Source organism: Phormidesmis sp. 146-33 (assembly GCF_052939515.1).
This window is the reverse complement of the sequence record NZ_JBJPHU010000014.1, coordinates 42324-58496: the sequence shown is the minus strand read 5'-3', so window position 1 is coordinate 58496 and position 16173 is coordinate 42324. Positions and strand designations below refer to the sequence as shown.

The window sequence follows — 16173 nt, the reverse complement described above, 5'->3', positions numbered from 1 at the left end:
GAAGTTAGCTTTCGTTATTATATAAGTTTCTGAATTCAAAACTGACACTTACAAGCAGCAGGAGTGATTGCTCATGAGAATTCTGCTGGTAGAAGACGACGAATGCATCGCACAAACGCTTGAAACACTATTAATCAAAGAAAATTACGCGGTTGATATCGCGGTCAATGGTGAAGCAGGCTGGCGATATATCGAAACCTTTGCCTACGATTTGATTTTGCTCGATGTCGTCTTGCCCAAGCTCGATGGCATTACGCTTTGTCGCAAAGTCCGATCGCACCATTACCAAACGCCCGTCCTGTTAATCACGGCTCAAAACTCGCCCACAGAGCGGATTACCGGGCTAGATGCGGGGGCGGATGACTATATGACCAAGCCCTTTGATTTTCCAGAATTGTTGGCGCGAATTCGTGTCCTTCTGCGGCGGGGCAGTACGGCAATTTTGACCATTTTAGAGTGGGAAGATCTGCGTCTCGATCCGGCGGCTTGTAAAGTCAACTACGACGATCGACCGCTTCATCTTACGCCCAAAGAATACCGACTTTTAGAACTGTTTTTGCGAAATCCTCATCAAGTTTTTAGTCGCGGTCGCATTCTCGAACATCTGTGGGGCTGTGAAGAAAATCCTGGCGAAGATACGGTCACGGCACACATTAAAGGACTGCGACAAAAACTCAAACAAGTTGGCGCACCCACCGATCTGATCGAAACCGTTTACGGCATTGGCTACCGACTCAAACAGCTTGCCGTTCCCAAAGCTTCGCTCTCTAATTCGGCGGCCAAAGTGGGACAAGACAGCGCGATCGAGCTAGAACAACCCTTCCTTGATTTAGACCAGCGCAAACAAAAAACCAAAGCCGCGTTGAGAAAACTATGGGAAAAGTTTAAAGCTCAAAATCACGATCGCCTCACCACACTAGAACAGGCGATCGCTGCCCTACAAAACAACGCCCTCGATTCTGAACTGCGCCATCAGGCTCGATTGGCTGCCCACAAGTTAGCGGGGTCGCTGGGCGTATTTGATTTGCACAAAGGGTCACGATTAGCCTTAGCGGTCGAGCAATCCCTCAAACCTGACAGCACCTCAGAGCCACAGCGCCTCGTCAACCTGGTCGAAAATTTGGGCAAAGAAGTCCGACGCGGGTCACCTGACATTTTAGAACCTGTTTCGCAGCAGGGCTGTCCGCTGTTGGTGATTGATCAAGATGCCGAGTTGGTCGATCGTCTGCTCGAAACGGGCTGTTCTCAATCGCTACAGATTGCCAGAATGGCCGAAGACAGCGACCTGAGTTTGGATGCGCTGGTGTTGGATTTTTCGTTAGCAGACTGCTCAGATGATCGTCTGGCTCACCTCGTCGAATTGACGCAATCGATTCCCTTTGCGCCCGTGATGATCTTTACCGATCGCGACAGCCTTGATCTGCGAGTTCAACTGGCTCGATCGGGGATTCATGCCGTCTTTCCCAAGCTTCCTCCAGCGCAAATATTGGAGCTAGTAGGACGAGTGCGATCGCAGCGAGAAGCCGACTCGACACAAGTGCTGATGGTCGATGACGATCCCCAAGTTTTGGCCCTGATGCGAACGCTGCTAGAACCCTGGGGACTGCGATTAACCACGCTAGAAGACGCGCCCCAATTCTGGAATACGCTGCAAACCTGTGTGCCCGATCTGCTGATTCTTGACGTGTCCATGCCGCACTTTAACGGGATCGAATTGTGTCAGGTCGTCCGCAACGCGCCCCAGTGGAGTAAGCTTCCTGTTCTCTTTCTCACCGCCCACACCGACGCAACAACCCTACACCGAGCGCTGATGGCCGGAGCCAACGATCTGATCAGCAAATCGATCGCCGAAACCGAATTAGTGCAGCGTATCTTGAGCCAACTGGAGCGATCGAGAATGCTACAAAGTGTAGGAAGCTAAACCAGAAACCCTGTCTGAAAGCTACCGTATACCCATAAGCCATCAATTGCTTCGTTTCAGTCGGCTTCTGCCCCCCAAATCCCCTACCAGTGAGGGACTTTAATCCCTGAGAAATGGCTTGAAGTGTGGAAATCTTGCTATCTCAAAGTCCCCCAGAATGGGGGATTTAGGGGGCGGGGGATCTCGGCAATGACAGATCAATCAACTTGGGTGTACACGGTAGAAAATGAGCAGAGGGGCAGAAGCTTGACAGCGAAACAAAGGAGCTTCATCAACTCACATTAAAAACGTTTTAGGCCGCTTTTCTATTTTGTATTGCTATGTCTGACTCCACCCAGCCGAAACTCTCCCAGGGTCAACAGGATGCCTTTCCGTTGCTCCTGCACCGAATGACTAATCGAATTCGGCAATCGCTGGAACTGTCAGAAATTTTGGCCGCAACCGTCGCAGAAGTGCGGTCATTTTTGCAAACCGACCGCGTCAAAGTTTACCGATTTGATCACGATGGCAGTGGTGAAGTGGTGGCAGAATCGATTCACGATCGCCGCTTGCCGTCTCTGATCGGTCACAGTTTCCCCGCCGGAGATATTCCAGAAGTGGCGCGGGAGTTGTTTTTGAGCGCTCGACAACGCTCGATCGTCGATGTAGAAACTCAGCAGCTTGGGGCCAGTTCTCTCGCAGAAGAGGGCGATCTGTGGGCAGATATTCGCTTTCGTCCGGTTGATCCCTGTCATGCAGACTACCTGACGGCAATGGGTGTGCGATCGTCGCTGGTGGTTCCGATCGTCGCGCATGACCAGCTTTGGGGACTGTTGGTATCTCATCATTGCCAACCGCGGCGGGTGACCGAGCAAGAATTACAGGTGGTGCAACTGGTCGCCGATCAGGTGTCGATCGCCATTGCTCAATCGAATATTCTCCACGAAGCTCGCCTCAGAGCCGCCCAAGAAGCCACGCTCAATCAGGTCGTCTCTCTCTTACATTCTCTGCCCGAAATGCAGATCCAGGAAGCGATCGAGGCGATCATCTCAGCGTTGAATGGATCGGGCGGCAGACTCTTGATTGCCCCTCAAGCGGATGATCAGTCCCCTCAGATTTTGGGCTATGGTGACCAGCCGATCGGCGACATTGAGCAGCATCCCAACTGGCAACCCTGGCTAAACCGTCAGAAAAAACAGGACGTTTGGGCGCTTTCTGATCTCCAGCAGTCCAGTTTGCCGACTGAAATTGCGGACTCTTTTTTAGACGCTCAGGTGCGCGGCGTGTTGATGGTGCGACTTCACTATCGTCAGCAAACCTTGGGATATCTCAGCATTTTTAGACGAGCGATCGACCTTGAGCGAATCTGGGCCGGAGAAGTCGATCAGTCTGATCCGCGTCAGCGCTTACCCCGTCTCTCGTTTGACACCTGGTACGAACTCAAGCAAGGACAATCCAATCCCTGGACAGCGGCCAATCTTCAACTGATGCAGGCATTGGGCAAGCACTTTTCGGTCGCCATTCATCAACACAGACTCTACCAGCGAGTACGGACACTCAACGCAAATCTCAAGCAAGATATTCAGATGCGGAAACAGGCCGAGATCAAAATTTCTGCCCTGAATGCACAGCTAGAACAACGAGTCAGAGAACGCACCGATGAACTGCAAAAAACCAACGCAGAACTCCTAAAGCAAATCGCCCAAAGAGAACGAGTCCTCCGCGAACAGCAACAGGCCGAAGCCTCTCTCGCCCGTCTCAGTCACCAAAACGAATTAATTCTCAACTCAGCCGGAGACGGCATTTACGGACTCGACGCAGAAGGAAAAATCACCTTTGCCAATCCTGCTGCCGCCCGAATACTGCACTGCGAAGTGAGAGAATTTATTGGGCAATGGATGCACTCTTATCTCAACTACGCCAAACCAGACGGCACGCCCTACTCACTGGCAGAGAGCTTGATCGAGTCCACGTTGCGCGACGGGACAGTGCAATCTCAAACAGGTGACTTATTTCAGCGACAGGATGGATCGAGCTTTCCGGTGGAGTATGTCAGCAGTCCGATTCGAGAGCAGCAGACGATCGTGGGAGCCGTCGTGGTCTTCAAAGATATCACTGAGCGACAGATCATCGAACAGATGAAAGATGAGTTTGTATCCATTGTTAGTCATGAATTACGCACACCTTTGACATCGATCCGCAGTACGCTGGGACTCGTTGCGAGTGGATGGCTCGATAGTCACCCCGAAAAAAGTCGGCGAATGCTAGAAATCGCCTTTTCTAATACCAATCGTCTCGTTCGATTAATCAATGATATTTTAGATATTGAACGCATTAAATTCGGCAAAATCACGATGGAGAAAAAGTCATGCAACGCTGCTGACTTGATGACCCAATCCGCCGATGCAATGCGGGCCATGGCCGAAAAAGCCGGAATCAAGCTCTATGTCACCCCGATCGCGGTGGATCTCTGGGCAGACCCCGATCGCATCATTCAAACCTTGACCAATTTACTCAACAACGCCCTCAAATTTTCTCCCACTCGCTCTACCGTCTGGCTGACCGCAGAAACTCAAGCCTCATCTCATATTCTGTTTTGTGTCAAAGATCAAGGGAGCGGCATTCCAGAGGATAAATTAGAGGCGATCTTCGATCGCTTTCAGCAAGTCGATGCTTCCAATTCTCGGAGTCAAGGTGGAAGCGGTCTGGGATTAACCATTTGTCGAGAAATCGTCCAGCAGCACGACGGCAAAATCTGGGTCGAGAGCCAGCTTGGAGTCGGCAGTGCGTTTTACTTTACGTTACCCCTCATCCCCCATTCTCCCCATGAATAAGCGCATTCTGATCATTGACGACGAAGCGGACATTCGGGAAGCCACCCAGCTTTGTTTAGAGATTGCCAAGGGGTGGGAAGTGTTGACGGCCAGTTCGGGTCGAGAGGGGCTAGAGAAGGCGAGAACTGAGTTACCCGATGCTGTTCTTTTGGATGTGATGATGCCGGATATTGACGGGCTGCAAACCTTCGAGCGATTACAGTCCAATCCGATTACTCAAAATATTCCCGTCATTTTCTTAACCGCAAAAGCCCAAACCGTCGATCGTCGTCAATTTACCCAACTGGCGATCGCGGCTGTAATTACCAAGCCCTACGATCCGCTGACACTAGGCGATCAAATTGACGAAATTTTGAGCATTCATCAATAAAATACCGTCAGTTCCATAGAAATCACCTCTTGTCTTAAGTCCCCCAAAATTGGCAGTTTGGGAGGCAGAAGATCTGAACACCGAAGCGAAAAATTTTCATCAAACTAACGCAAACTAAAAAAATATCCCAGGCGTAAACTTATTTGAAGACTCTTCACGCTTTCATCAGTTCTTCACTTTTTTCTCTTACGCTTCGGAAGTACGTAATCAGTGTGTTGGTGACAGGTAAAAGCGCAGAAATAATGAACGATCGCTTCGCTAGTTGCCAGCCACATTAGACACTAGAAGAACTTTGAATACTCAGTTTTGTAAGCAAGGAGTTGTGTAATCCATGCTGACACAATTTGGTCGGGCAATTAGCGGCGGGCGCAACTCCCTGGAAACCGCCCACATCCGCGATCGCCTTGACCAACTTCCAGAAAATAACTCCTCGATTCCCCAACAGAACCAAATCTCCTGGGAGCGCTTCTGTCAATGGGTGACGAGTACTGATAATCGGATTTATATTGGCTGGTTTGGGGTTATTCTCATTCCCGTCATGTGTACCGCAGCAATTACTTTTTTGATTGCGCTGGTCGTTGCTCCACCTGTTGACGCAGATGGTTTGGGAATGATGATCTCTGGATCACTTCTGAGTGGTAATAATATTATTACTGCAACGGTGGTTCCGACATCGGCAGCGATCGGGCTGCATTTCTATCCGATTTGGGAGGCGAATTCCATTAGTGAGTGGCTTGCTAATGGCGGCCCTTATCAACTGATCGTTCTTCATTTTATAATCGGGATTATCTGTTACCAGGATCGCGAGTGGGAACTTAGTTATCGCTTGGGGATGCGTCCGTGGATCTCTTTAGCGTTCACGGCTCCAGTTGCGGCGACGGTCTCGGTACTGTTGATTTATCCGATCGGTCAGGGTAGTTTTTCGTCAGGGATGCCGTTGGGAATATCGGGCACATTTAACTTTATGCTGTTATTCCAGGCGGATCACAACATTCTCATGAGTCCGTTTCATCAACTGGGCGTAATTGGGGTGTTTGGCGGGGCGCTGCTTTGTTCGGTGCACGGCTCATTGGTGACTTCGACCGTCGTGCGAAAAACGCACGAAAATGAGTCTATTAATGCGGGATATCGGCTGGGTCAGAGAGAACCAACCTATCGATTTGAAGCGGCCCAGACCTATCAGCAGCGTTTACTGTTCAAGGGGTTCTATTTTCCTAACTCGCGATCGGTGCATGTCGTTTTGGCAGCCGTTCCGGTTGCAGGAATCTGGTCAGCAGCGTTGGGCGTGGATGTTTCTGCATTTAACTTTCACAAGCTAAATTTTGATCCACCTGCGATCATTCAGAGCCAAGGAGCGGTGATTCCAACCTGGTCAGATGTCGTTCATCAAGCTGATCTAGGAATTGCGGCCCTCAATGAACAAATGATTCAATTTTTTCCGGTTGATTTAAGTTCAGATTTAAGTTCAGACTCAAGTACAGATTGGGTTGTGGATGAGTAGATTTCTATTCACAGGGGACTGATTTTTAATACTGAAGCATGAACAATAAGTAGATTCAAAATTCTACAAGTTGTATTCATTCTTCTGTATTCGATCGATTTTTTAGCAATCTTTTAGCAATCACTGACTTTCAGTAAAATGAATCTCTTTTTGATTGCCAGTCCCCAATTCCAACTGTTTTCCATCTAGCAAAAGGAGAACCAAATGACTAGTAGTCCTCCAGAGCAACGGCAAGTTAGAGTGGTAACTGATCAAGACCCGGTGCCCACCTCATTTGAGAAATGGTCACAGCCGGGACACTTCGATCGCTCTCTATCGCGAGGAGCCAAGACCACCACCTGGATCTGGAATCTTCACGCCAATGCCCACGATTTTGACAGTCACACCAGTGACTTAGAAGATGTGTCGCGCAAGATTTTTTCGGCTCACTTTGGGCATCTTGCGATCATCTTTATCTGGTTAAGCGGGATGTATTTTCACGGGGCCCGCTTCTCAAATTACACCGATTGGATGGCTAACCCCACGCGGATCAAGCCTAGCGCTCAGGTGGTTTGGGATATCTTTGGACAGGATATTCTCAACGGCGATGTCGGCGGCGGGTTTCGCGGCATTCAAATCACGTCTGGGCTGTTTCAATGGTGGAGAGCAGCCGGGATTACGAATGAATTTCAGCTTTATTGCACGGCGATCGGTGCCCTCGTCATGGCGGGTCTGATGCTGTTTGCAGGCTGGTTTCACTATCACAAACGCGCCCCCAAACTGGAATGGTTTCAAAACGTTGAGGCGATGTTAAATCATCATTTGGCGGGACTGTTGGGGCTGGGCTGTTTGGGTTGGGCGGGGCACCAGATTCACGTTGCCTTGCCGATCAACAAACTGTTGGATGCGGGCGTTCCACCTGAGCAAATTCCATTGCCTCATGAGTTCATTTTGAATTCTCAAGTGATGGCGGATGTGTTTCCTAGTTTTGCCCAGGGGTTAACGCCGTTCTTTACGCTCAACTGGGGCGTTTATTCTGACTTTCTCACCTTCAATGGGGGAGTCAATCCCGTCACGGGTGGGTTGTGGCTAACGGATACCGCACATCATCATTTAGCCTTAGCCGTTCTCTTTATCATTGCGGGTCATATGTACCGCACCAATTGGGGCATTGGTCACAGCCTCAAAGTCATGCTGGATGATGCCAGAACGCCTAATATGCTGCCATTTTTGAGCTTTATTGGCCCGGTCGGTCACAAAGGACTGTTTGAAGTGCTTACGACCTCCTGGCACGCTCAGTTAGCAATCAATCTAGCCATGCTGGGATCATTGAGTATTATCGTGGCGCACCACATGTATGCAATGCCACCATACCCATATTTGGCAACAGATTATGGAACGGTTGTGTCACTGTTTACCCATCACGTTTGGATTGGCGGATTTCTAATTGTGGGAGCGGCGGCCCATGCAGCCATTTTCATGGTCAGAGACTACGATCCAGCGATGAATAATAACAATGTGCTCGATCGCGTGATTCGTCACCGAGATGCCATTATTTCTCACCTGGTTTGGGTCTGTCAGTTCTTAGGGTTCCACAGCTTTGCGATGTATTGTCACAACGATACGATGCGGGCGTTTGGGCGACCTCAAGACATGTTTTCTGATACCGGAATCCAGCTTCAGCCTGTCTTTGCTCAGTGGATTCAGCAGATTCATACAATGGCGATCGGTAATCCTGTTCTGAATGCAGCTCAACCGACGGGCAATGTGTTTGGTGGGGTTCACAACATTGTTCTTTCAGGTATTGGCGCAACCGCACCTGGACTACACGAACCTGTCAGCTATGCCTTTGGCGGTGGGCTGGTCGCAGTCGGCGGCAAAGTCGCCATGATGCCCATCCAACTAGGAACGGCTGACTTTCTGATTCATCACATCCATGCGTTTACCATTCACGTCACCGTATTGGTGTTACTCAAAGGTGTGTTGTTTGCGCGGGGTTCTCGTCTTGTTCCTGACAAAGCAAATCTAGGCTTCCGCTTCCCGTGTGATGGGCCCGGAAGAGGCGGCACCTGTCAAGTATCGGGCTGGGATCACATCTATCTCGGCTTGTTCTGGATGTACAACTCCCTGTCAATGGTGATTTTCCACTTTTTCTGGAAGATGCAATCGGACGTATGGGGGACGGTCAGCCCCGATGGGACAGTCACGCACATTACAGGCGGCAACTGGGCTGCTTCGTCAATCACCAACAACGGATGGCTACGGGACTTCCTCTGGGCCCAGGCCAGCCAGGTGATTTCCTCTTATGGCTCTGCGCTGTCTGCTTACGGCTTAATGTTTCTCGCAGGTCACTTTGTCTTCGGCTTCAGTCTGATGTTCCTGTTTAGCGGTCGCGGCTACTGGCAAGAATTGATCGAGTCGATCGTCTGGGCCCACAACAAGCTCAGAATCAGCCCCAGCATCCAACCTCGCGCTTTGAGCATCATTCACGGTCGGGCAGTCGGTGTTGCCCAATATCTACTCGGCGGCATCGTCACGACCTGGGCGTTCTTCTTAGCAAGAATGGCAGCGCTTGGATGAGGAAAGCGGTTGCCTTCGGCACGCTTCGCGAGAGGGATGAGTCTGGCTGGTGAGTGCTGAAACTACTTCAATTTGAGTGAGTTTTTTCGCTTCGTTGTTCACCGCTTCTGCCCCCCAACCCCCCATTCTGGGGGACTTAAGACAAGAATTCTAGTTCAAAGTCCCTCACTTGTGGGGGATTTAGGGGGCTTCCAAGATCTCTAACCGCAGCGGATTCCCTTCTGTGGAACACCCCTCACTCCTCACCTCCATTACAGTTAACCACTACAACGCAATAGCTAACTATGGCGACTAAATTCCCAAAATTTAGCAAAGACCTCGCTCAAGATCCCACGACTCGGCGGATCTTCTACGCGATCGCCACGGCCCACGATTTTGAAAGTCACGATGGCATGACGGAAGAAAATCTTTATCAAAGGATTTTTGCGTCTCACTTTGGTCATCTGTCAATCATCTTTTTGTGGATCTCTGGCATTCTGTTTCACGTAGCGTGGCAAGGCAATTTTGAACAGTGGATTCAAGACCCGATTAACAATCGTCCCATTGCTCACGCAATCTGGGATGCTCAGTTTGGGCCAGCCGCGATCGAGGCTTACACACAAGCTGGAGCGCTCAATCCGGTTGATATTTGCTATTCGGGGGTCTATCACTGGTGGTATACGATCGGAATGCGAACCAACAATGATCTATTTGCAGGGGCGCTATTCCTGATCGTATTAGCGGCAGTATTCCTCTACGCAGGTTGGTTACATTTGCAGCCGCGATTTCGGCCTAGTTTGTCCTGGTTTAAGAATGCAGAATCTCGGCTCAATCATCACCTGGCAGGATTGTTTGGCTTCAGCTCTCTCGCGTGGGCGGGGCATCTGATTCACGTTGCCATTCCTGAGTCTCGCGGTCAGCATGTCGGCTGGGATAACTTTTTGGCAGTGCGTCCCCATCCGGCTGGCTTGATGCCCTTCTTTACCGGAAATTGGAGCGTCTATGCCCAAAACCCTGACACCGCCAAGCATCTGTTTGCTACGTCTGAGGGCGCAGGAACCGCCATTCTCACCTTTTTGGGCGGCTTTCATCCCCAAACCCAATCGCTGTGGATGACCGATATGGCGCATCACCATCTGGCGATCGCGGTTCTGTTAATCGTCGCAGGACATATGTATCGCACCAACTTCGGGATTGGTCACAGCATCAAGGAAATGACCAACGCCAAGACATTCTTTGGAACGAAAGTGGAAGGCCCTTTCAACCTGCCGCACCAGGGATTGTATGACGTGATGAACAACTCTCTGCACTTCCAATTGGCGTTTGCTTTAGCAGCCTTGGGAGTCGCCAGTTCACTCACGGCACAGCATATGTACTCGATGCCGCCGTATGCCTTTATTGCCAAGGATTTTACGACTCAGGCAGCGCTGTATACTCATCACCAATACATTGCTGGATTTTTGATGGTGGGTGCCTTTGCTCACGGGGCGATCTTTCTAGTTCGGGACTATGTGCCAGAGGCGAATAAAGGAAACGTCCTCGATCGCATTCTCCAACACAAAGAAGCCATCATTTCTCACCTGAGTTGGGTGTCGATGTTCCTGGGTTTCCACACTTTGGCACTGTATGTTCACAATGATGTTGAGGTAGCATTTGGTAGTCCCGAAAAGCAAATTTTGGTCGAGCCAGTGTTTGCTCAATTTATTCAGGCGGCTCACGGCAAGGCGCTTTACGGCATCGATACGCTACTGTCTAATTCAGATAGCGTCGCGGCGACCGCCTGGCCCAACTATGCCAACGTCTGGCTTCCGGGCTGGCTAGAAGCGGTCAACAATGGCACAAACTCATTGTTCTTAACCATTGGGCCGGGTGACTTTCTAGTTCATCACGGGATTGCACTAGGTTTGCATGTCACCACATTGATTTTAGTCAAAGGCGCACTTGATGCCCGTGGTTCTAAGCTAATGCCCGACAAGAAAGATTTTGGCTATGCCTTCCCCTGCGATGGGCCGGGACGAGGCGGCACCTGTGATATTTCTGCCTGGGACAGCTTCTATCTAGCGACGTTCTGGATGTTGAACACACTCGGCTGGGTGACGTTTTACTGGCACTGGAAGCATCTCGCGATCTGGTCAGGAAACGTGGCGCAGTTTAACGAAAGTTCGACTTATCTCATGGGTTGGTTCCGCGATTATCTCTGGCAATATTCTGCCCCACTGATCAACGGCTACAACCCCTATGGAACCAGTAACCTAGCAGTCTGGGCGTGGATGTTCCTGTTTGGGCATTTAGCCTGGGCAGTCAGCTTTATGTTCTTGATCGCGTGGCGAGGCTACTGGCAAGAGCTAATCGAAACCCTGATGTGGGCACACGAAAACACGCCTCTGTCGTTTGGCTACCCCAAAGACAAACCCGTTGCACTGTCGATCGTCCAGGGTCGTTTGGTCGGCTTAACTCACTTTACGGTCGGCTACATCGCCACTTACGGAGCCTTTCTAATCGGTGCGACGGCTGGCAAGTTTAACTGACGAGAGGGATGAGAGGGATGAGGGATGAGGGATGAAGGGGGCAAGGCTGACGGTTGAGATGAATGCTGAATCCTTGTCTCGATCGAGTGTCCTCACTGGGTTGTTCAACCCTTCTGCCCCCCAACCCCCCAATTCTGGGGGACTTAAAGACAAGATTCTTAGTCTTGCAACGACAGCAAACCAATTCTGTCCATTCCCTCATCCCTCATCCCTCATCCCTCATCCCTCCAAAAAACTTGAGGCAACTCTCCTCTCGTCTCAGGAGTCCTGATCATGGGCTATCACGATCGGGACTTTTCCTATCAATCGCTCAACAAGGTGAAAGGATATGACATCGACTCAGGAAACTACGTTGTCTTCTCCCTATGAGAATGACCCGATCAAGCCCTACAAAGGCGATCCCTGGTTGGCAAATTTATCGACTCCGATTAACGACTCGCCGATCGTCAATGCTTTTATTCGCAATCTTCCCGCCTATCGTCCGGGGCTTACGCCTTTTATGCGCGGGCTAGAAATTGGCATGGCGCACGGCTACTTTTTGGTCGGCCCAGAAGTCGTCGTCGGGCCATTACGAGAAACGGCTCACGGTGCAAATTTGAGTGGTTTAATTACCGCCATTTACATCACAGTTTCGGCCTGTTTGGGCATCTCAATTTTTGCTTCAGCTACGTTTCAAGGCGACCCAAAAGGCACCTACAATTCTCACTCCAAAGATGACCTAAGACCGCTGCGTAAAAAAGAAGACTGGTTTCAAATCGGCGGCGGAATTTTGCTCGGTGCAACAGGTGGCGCATTATTCGCGTACGCCCTACTCGAAAACTTTGACGACCTCGACGCTATCTTACGCGGCAAGGTCAATGTAGGAATGGTCTTGAGCCAATGGTTTGGTTAACGTAACCTGAGTTCGATGAAATCTTTCGCTGCGGTTGCCAATCCAGGCAGCCTCCTAAATCCCCCAACATTGAAGGACTTTGAATCAGAAACCTTGTCTGAAAGTCGCCCAGAATGGGGGGTTGGGGGCAGAAGATCTCAATAACAAAGCGGAAAATCTTCATCGAATAGACGTTTGATTAGCAACTTTTACCTGGAGAAACGATCATGGCCGACTTAACTCAACTCACAGGACACTATTCGCTTTCATGGTTACCCTGGATTATGATTCCTTTGATCTTTTACATTCTGCCGTTTCCCATTTTTGCAATCATTTTTCTATGGATTGAGCGAGAATCTCCAACCGAAGAACCTTAACTTTTGCAAATAGGAGCCATTTTTGTGAACAAACTATTTCTATTATTGCTGACGTTCCTTTCTGCATTAACGATCTCATTTACTCACCTATCACCTGCCCTTGCCGTCAATACGACACTGGTGCCCTGTGGTGAGTCTGCCGCCTTTCAACAGCGTCGAGAGAATGCCCCCAAAAACAACTACTACTACACCAAGCCGTTTGAAGCCTATTCTTCAGAGTTGCTGTGTGGAGAAGACGGACTGCCTCACCTACCGCTCGATCGCCTCGATTTAGCCCTTGATGTCCTTGCGCCCTTCTCACTTTTTCTCTATGTAGCTGGCTTTATTGGTTGGTCAGGGCGGGCTTACTTACTTAAAGCTAACAAAGCTGATAAGCCAGAAGAAATGGAGATTTTTATCAATCTGCCTGTAGCGATCGCTTCAATTGTGCAAGGCTTATTATGGCCGCTGCTCGCGCTCAAAGAATTCGTCAGTGGCGAACTAACCGCAAAAGATAACGAAATTCCCGTTTCACCTCGCTAGTCTCATCTTCAGGAGTTCAAATCATGCAATATCTTGCGAAATATCTGACCAGCGCTCCCGTTGTGGCGATCGTGACGCTAGTGATCATTTCTACAATCCTGATTGAGTTAAATTACCTGTTTCCAGGATTGCAGTATGGGACTTATTTCCATCCCATTCCCTAATTTTTTGTAGATTTCAAGTCGGCTATCTTCATTCCTAATTGTGATGTGAGAATTTGTCTTTGCTGTTCGCAATGCTGTTTGTAGTTGTGTTTACAAGTGCATTCCTGACAGCCTCTATTCTGGGCAAATTCTCCATCTTTATTACAGATGTTATTAACGGTAAATGGCCGCGATCGCGAACGCAGCAATCAATGGAAGAATAATCGGCACCGCCACCACAAGCGCCCATTTGTCTACTTTGAGCGGCAGCCCTTCAGCTTTGAGAACGAAGACCCAGACAGCAATTGCCAACACAATCCAGATGCAGCCAAACAGAAAGAAAACCGAATATCCTGCGTCTGCCATTTTAAGGTTTTTCCTTTCACTCAATTCACTCACTATAGCAACCCCCCAAAGTTGACAAAGTATCTCTAGAGAGACATTGCTGATTTGGCATTGCTGAATCACGGGATGAATTGCCCCCAGTATGAAGGAGAACCAACTGCTCAAAGTCCTCCAGAATGGGGGATTTAGGGGGCGAAGGATCTCAGCAATGACAGATCGATCGACGTGTGTCTACACGGCAGAATTTCTCACAGAGGGATTCTAAACCTCTATCAGGATTAGGGATTTTTGCGTGGTCAAAGGTTGAACGACTTTTGGGTTCAGACTATCCTGAGTGAGAGCCTGCCAAACAAACCATGACCAGCTACCAATTTCCAGAAGACTTTGAGTGGGGGGCGGCGACCGCTGCCTATCAGATCGAAGGAGCCGCTCAAGAAGATGGACGCAAACCCAGCGTGTGGGATGTGTTTAGCCAAAAATGGGGACGGACTCGCAATCGAGATACGGGAGCGATCGCCTGTGACCATTATCATCGCTATGAGCAAGACGTAAAGCTGATGGCGGATTTAGGCATCAAACACTATCGCTTTAGCATTTCTTGGTGTCGCATTGTCCCCGATGGTCGCGGCGCGGTAAATGAGAAAGGCATTGACTTTTATCGCAGGCTCGTCGATTGTTTGCTCACCCACGGTATTACGCCACATGCAACGCTGTTTCATTGGGACAGTCCCCAGGCTTTAGAAACTCGCTACGGCTCCTGGCAAAGTCGAGAAATGGCGCAGGATTTTGCTGACTATGTGAGCGCAACGGTGACGCGACTGGGCGATCGCATTCAACATTGGATGACGCTCAACGAAATCACCTGCTTTACTCACATGGGTTACGACGTTTGGAAGCCCGCCCAACACGCACCTGGATCTCGCGTCAAAAATCGCAAAGCCGTCTGGCAAACCTCTCATCACGCGCTGCTGGCCCACGGTTTGGGCTGTCAAGCAATCAGAGCCGCAACGCCACAGCCTTGTTCTATTTCACTCGTCGATAACTTTGGTGTGACCGTCCCGCTTAATGAATCGGATGACAATGTTGAAGCCGCTAAAAAAGCATTCCCGTATCACTGTGGAAATGGTGGAATTATCTATCCCGCGATCGCTGGTGAATACAATTCACAATTACTCAAACAACTCGGAGCAGATGCACCAGAGATTCAAGACGATGATTTGAAAATTATCCATCAGCTAATCGATTCTTTAGGCTTAAATATTTATACCGGAACCTACATTCGCGCATCCGACAACAATCAGGGCTGTGAATGGATCGATTTTTCCAAAGGGTATCCCAAGCTAAACATGCCGTGGTTACAAATTGTACCCGAAAGTTTATATTGGGGCATTCGTCATGTGAGCGAAACGCTGAATCGTCCGGACTTACCGATTTACATCACAGAGAATGGCTGCGCCGCCCAGGATGAAGTGAACTCTAACGGAGAAGTGATGGATCTCGATCGCATTCTCTATCTGCGTCAATACCTCCAGTCCGTCCATCGGGCATCCAGCGAAGGGTATCCGATTCGAGGATATTTTGTCTGGAGTTTGATGGATAACTTTGAGTGGTCGTGGGGCTACGATCGACGTTTTGGCATCACCTATATCGACTATCGCACTCAAAAACGTATCCCAAAATCCAGCTATCACTGGTATGCAGAATGCATTCGTCAAAATCGAGTCGTTTAAGAATGTCGTTTAAAAATTCGCAAAACTCAAATGCTGACCCTCAAAAAACTTCCTCGCCTGTCTCTGTCGCTGCTCCTGGTCGCGTATGTGATCTTTGGCAAATTTCTGACTCTGACTACTCACTCCCATTTTTTGTGGGGCATCGCGATCGCCTGGGGATTGTTCGTCGCGATCGTGCTGATGCATCCCCTACAAGGACTTCAACGCATGATTAAACGCTGGTTCAAATCAGACACCGTAGCATTTTGCGCTTTGGTCGGACTTGCCGCCTTTGCCTCGATTTTTCTGACTTGGTTCAAGCTGTTTATGCCGATCGTGATGATGGTCAGTGCCGAATTTCTAGCCCGCATTGATTTGCAAACGTCCGAATTTACTGAGCTTCAAGCCTGCTGCTTACTGACTGCAACCGCCTGGATTGGTTTAGGGGTGGGCTGGATGGTCGGGCAAGTCGTTTAGTTAGGGGAGGGATGAGGGAGAACTTCGATGATCTGTTCCCCCTTTAGGGATAATCCGC

Annotated in this window: 13 protein-coding genes; 12 read left to right on the top strand and 1 reads right to left on the bottom strand. The window is 49.6% G+C overall.

The genetic code is table 11. The annotated features are described in order from the left end of the window. The first annotated feature begins 73 nt into the window (after positions 1-73). From ACJ2PR_RS08260 to ACJ2PR_RS08215, 10 genes are all read left to right on the top strand, one after another. Complete coding sequence (locus ACJ2PR_RS08260; RefSeq protein ID WP_446876677.1) at positions 74-1921, top strand: response regulator; 1848 nt, start codon at positions 74-76, stop codon at positions 1919-1921. A 320-nt stretch (positions 1922-2241) separates the two neighbouring features. Beyond that, positions 2242-4734 (top strand): ATP-binding protein, encoded by a 2493-nt coding sequence (locus ACJ2PR_RS08255; RefSeq protein WP_446876676.1) that lies wholly within the window; start codon positions 2242-2244, stop codon positions 4732-4734. Continuing rightward, on the top strand, positions 4727-5104 hold the full coding sequence (locus ACJ2PR_RS08250) for a response regulator (RefSeq protein WP_446876675.1): 378 nt from the start codon (positions 4727-4729) through the stop codon (positions 5102-5104). The genes ACJ2PR_RS08255 and ACJ2PR_RS08250 overlap by 8 nt, the downstream gene beginning before the upstream one ends. A 331-nt stretch (positions 5105-5435) precedes the next feature. Next, positions 5436-6605: a photosystem II q(b) protein gene (locus ACJ2PR_RS08245; RefSeq protein WP_446876674.1), complete on the top strand. Its 1170-nt coding sequence runs from the start codon at positions 5436-5438 to the stop codon at positions 6603-6605. A gap of 204 nt (positions 6606-6809) precedes the next feature. Continuing rightward, positions 6810-9164: a photosystem I core protein PsaA gene (psaA, locus tag ACJ2PR_RS08240; RefSeq protein WP_446876673.1), complete on the top strand. Its 2355-nt coding sequence runs from the start codon at positions 6810-6812 to the stop codon at positions 9162-9164. A gap of 284 nt (positions 9165-9448) precedes the next feature. Beyond that, positions 9449-11671: a photosystem I core protein PsaB gene (gene psaB / locus ACJ2PR_RS08235; RefSeq protein ID WP_446876672.1), complete on the top strand. Its 2223-nt coding sequence runs from the start codon at positions 9449-9451 to the stop codon at positions 11669-11671. A 328-nt stretch (positions 11672-11999) separates the two neighbouring features. Then, on the top strand, positions 12000-12563 hold the full coding sequence (locus ACJ2PR_RS08230; RefSeq protein ID WP_446876671.1) for a photosystem I reaction center subunit XI: 564 nt from the start codon (positions 12000-12002) through the stop codon (positions 12561-12563). 206 nt (positions 12564-12769) lie between these two features. Continuing rightward, positions 12770-12919: a photosystem I reaction center subunit VIII gene (gene psaI / locus ACJ2PR_RS08225; RefSeq protein ID WP_446858957.1), complete on the top strand. Its 150-nt coding sequence runs from the start codon at positions 12770-12772 to the stop codon at positions 12917-12919. 24 nt (positions 12920-12943) lie between these two features. Beyond that, positions 12944-13441, top strand: a complete 498-nt coding sequence (locus ACJ2PR_RS08220) for a Photosystem I reaction center subunit III (protein ID WP_446876670.1) — start codon at positions 12944-12946, stop codon at positions 13439-13441. 23 nt (positions 13442-13464) lie between these two features. Next, on the top strand, positions 13465-13605 hold the full coding sequence (locus tag ACJ2PR_RS08215) for a photosystem I reaction center subunit IX (protein ID WP_446858955.1): 141 nt from the start codon (positions 13465-13467) through the stop codon (positions 13603-13605). Between the two features lie 153 nt (positions 13606-13758). On the opposite strand, the gene ACJ2PR_RS08210 is transcribed toward ACJ2PR_RS08215, so the two are convergent. Further along, the gene (locus ACJ2PR_RS08210; RefSeq protein ID WP_446858954.1) at positions 13759-13950 is read right to left on the bottom strand and encodes a hypothetical protein; all 192 of its coding nucleotides are present in this window, start codon (positions 13948-13950) and stop codon (positions 13759-13761) included. A 335-nt stretch (positions 13951-14285) separates the two neighbouring features. On the opposite strand from ACJ2PR_RS08210, the gene ACJ2PR_RS08205 reads away from it, so the two are divergent. Together ACJ2PR_RS08205 and ACJ2PR_RS08200 are read left to right on the top strand one after the other, a co-directional pair. Beyond that, positions 14286-15659, top strand: coding sequence for a GH1 family beta-glucosidase (locus ACJ2PR_RS08205; RefSeq protein ID WP_446876669.1), 1374 nt, complete (start codon positions 14286-14288; stop codon positions 15657-15659). Between the two features lie 30 nt (positions 15660-15689). Continuing rightward, positions 15690-16115 (top strand): hypothetical protein, encoded by a 426-nt coding sequence (locus ACJ2PR_RS08200; RefSeq protein ID WP_446876668.1) that lies wholly within the window; start codon positions 15690-15692, stop codon positions 16113-16115. The last annotated feature ends 58 nt before the right edge of the window (positions 16116-16173 follow it).

Bases quoted from the DNA above. Each gene is read 5' to 3' on its own strand.
- ACJ2PR_RS08260 (WP_446876677.1), top strand. From the start codon at position 74: ATGAGAATTCTGCTGGTAGAAGACGACGAATGCATCGCACAAACGCTT.
- ACJ2PR_RS08255 (WP_446876676.1), top strand. From the start codon at position 2,242: ATGTCTGACTCCACCCAGCCGAAACTCTCCCAGGGTCAACAGGATGCC.
- ACJ2PR_RS08250 (WP_446876675.1), top strand. From the start codon at position 4,727: ATGAATAAGCGCATTCTGATCATTGACGACGAAGCGGACATTCGGGAA.
- ACJ2PR_RS08245 (WP_446876674.1), top strand. From the start codon at position 5,436: ATGCTGACACAATTTGGTCGGGCAATTAGCGGCGGGCGCAACTCCCTG.
- psaA (WP_446876673.1), top strand. From the start codon at position 6,810: ATGACTAGTAGTCCTCCAGAGCAACGGCAAGTTAGAGTGGTAACTGAT.
- psaB (WP_446876672.1), top strand. From the start codon at position 9,449: ATGGCGACTAAATTCCCAAAATTTAGCAAAGACCTCGCTCAAGATCCC.
- ACJ2PR_RS08230 (WP_446876671.1), top strand. From the start codon at position 12,000: ATGACATCGACTCAGGAAACTACGTTGTCTTCTCCCTATGAGAATGAC.
- psaI (WP_446858957.1), top strand. From the start codon at position 12,770: ATGGCCGACTTAACTCAACTCACAGGACACTATTCGCTTTCATGGTTA.
- ACJ2PR_RS08215 (WP_446858955.1), top strand. From the start codon at position 13,465: ATGCAATATCTTGCGAAATATCTGACCAGCGCTCCCGTTGTGGCGATC.
- ACJ2PR_RS08210 (WP_446858954.1), bottom strand. From the start codon at position 13,950: ATGGCAGACGCAGGATATTCGGTTTTCTTTCTGTTTGGCTGCATCTGG.
- ACJ2PR_RS08205 (WP_446876669.1), top strand. From the start codon at position 14,286: ATGACCAGCTACCAATTTCCAGAAGACTTTGAGTGGGGGGCGGCGACC.
- ACJ2PR_RS08200 (WP_446876668.1), top strand. From the start codon at position 15,690: ATGCTGACCCTCAAAAAACTTCCTCGCCTGTCTCTGTCGCTGCTCCTG.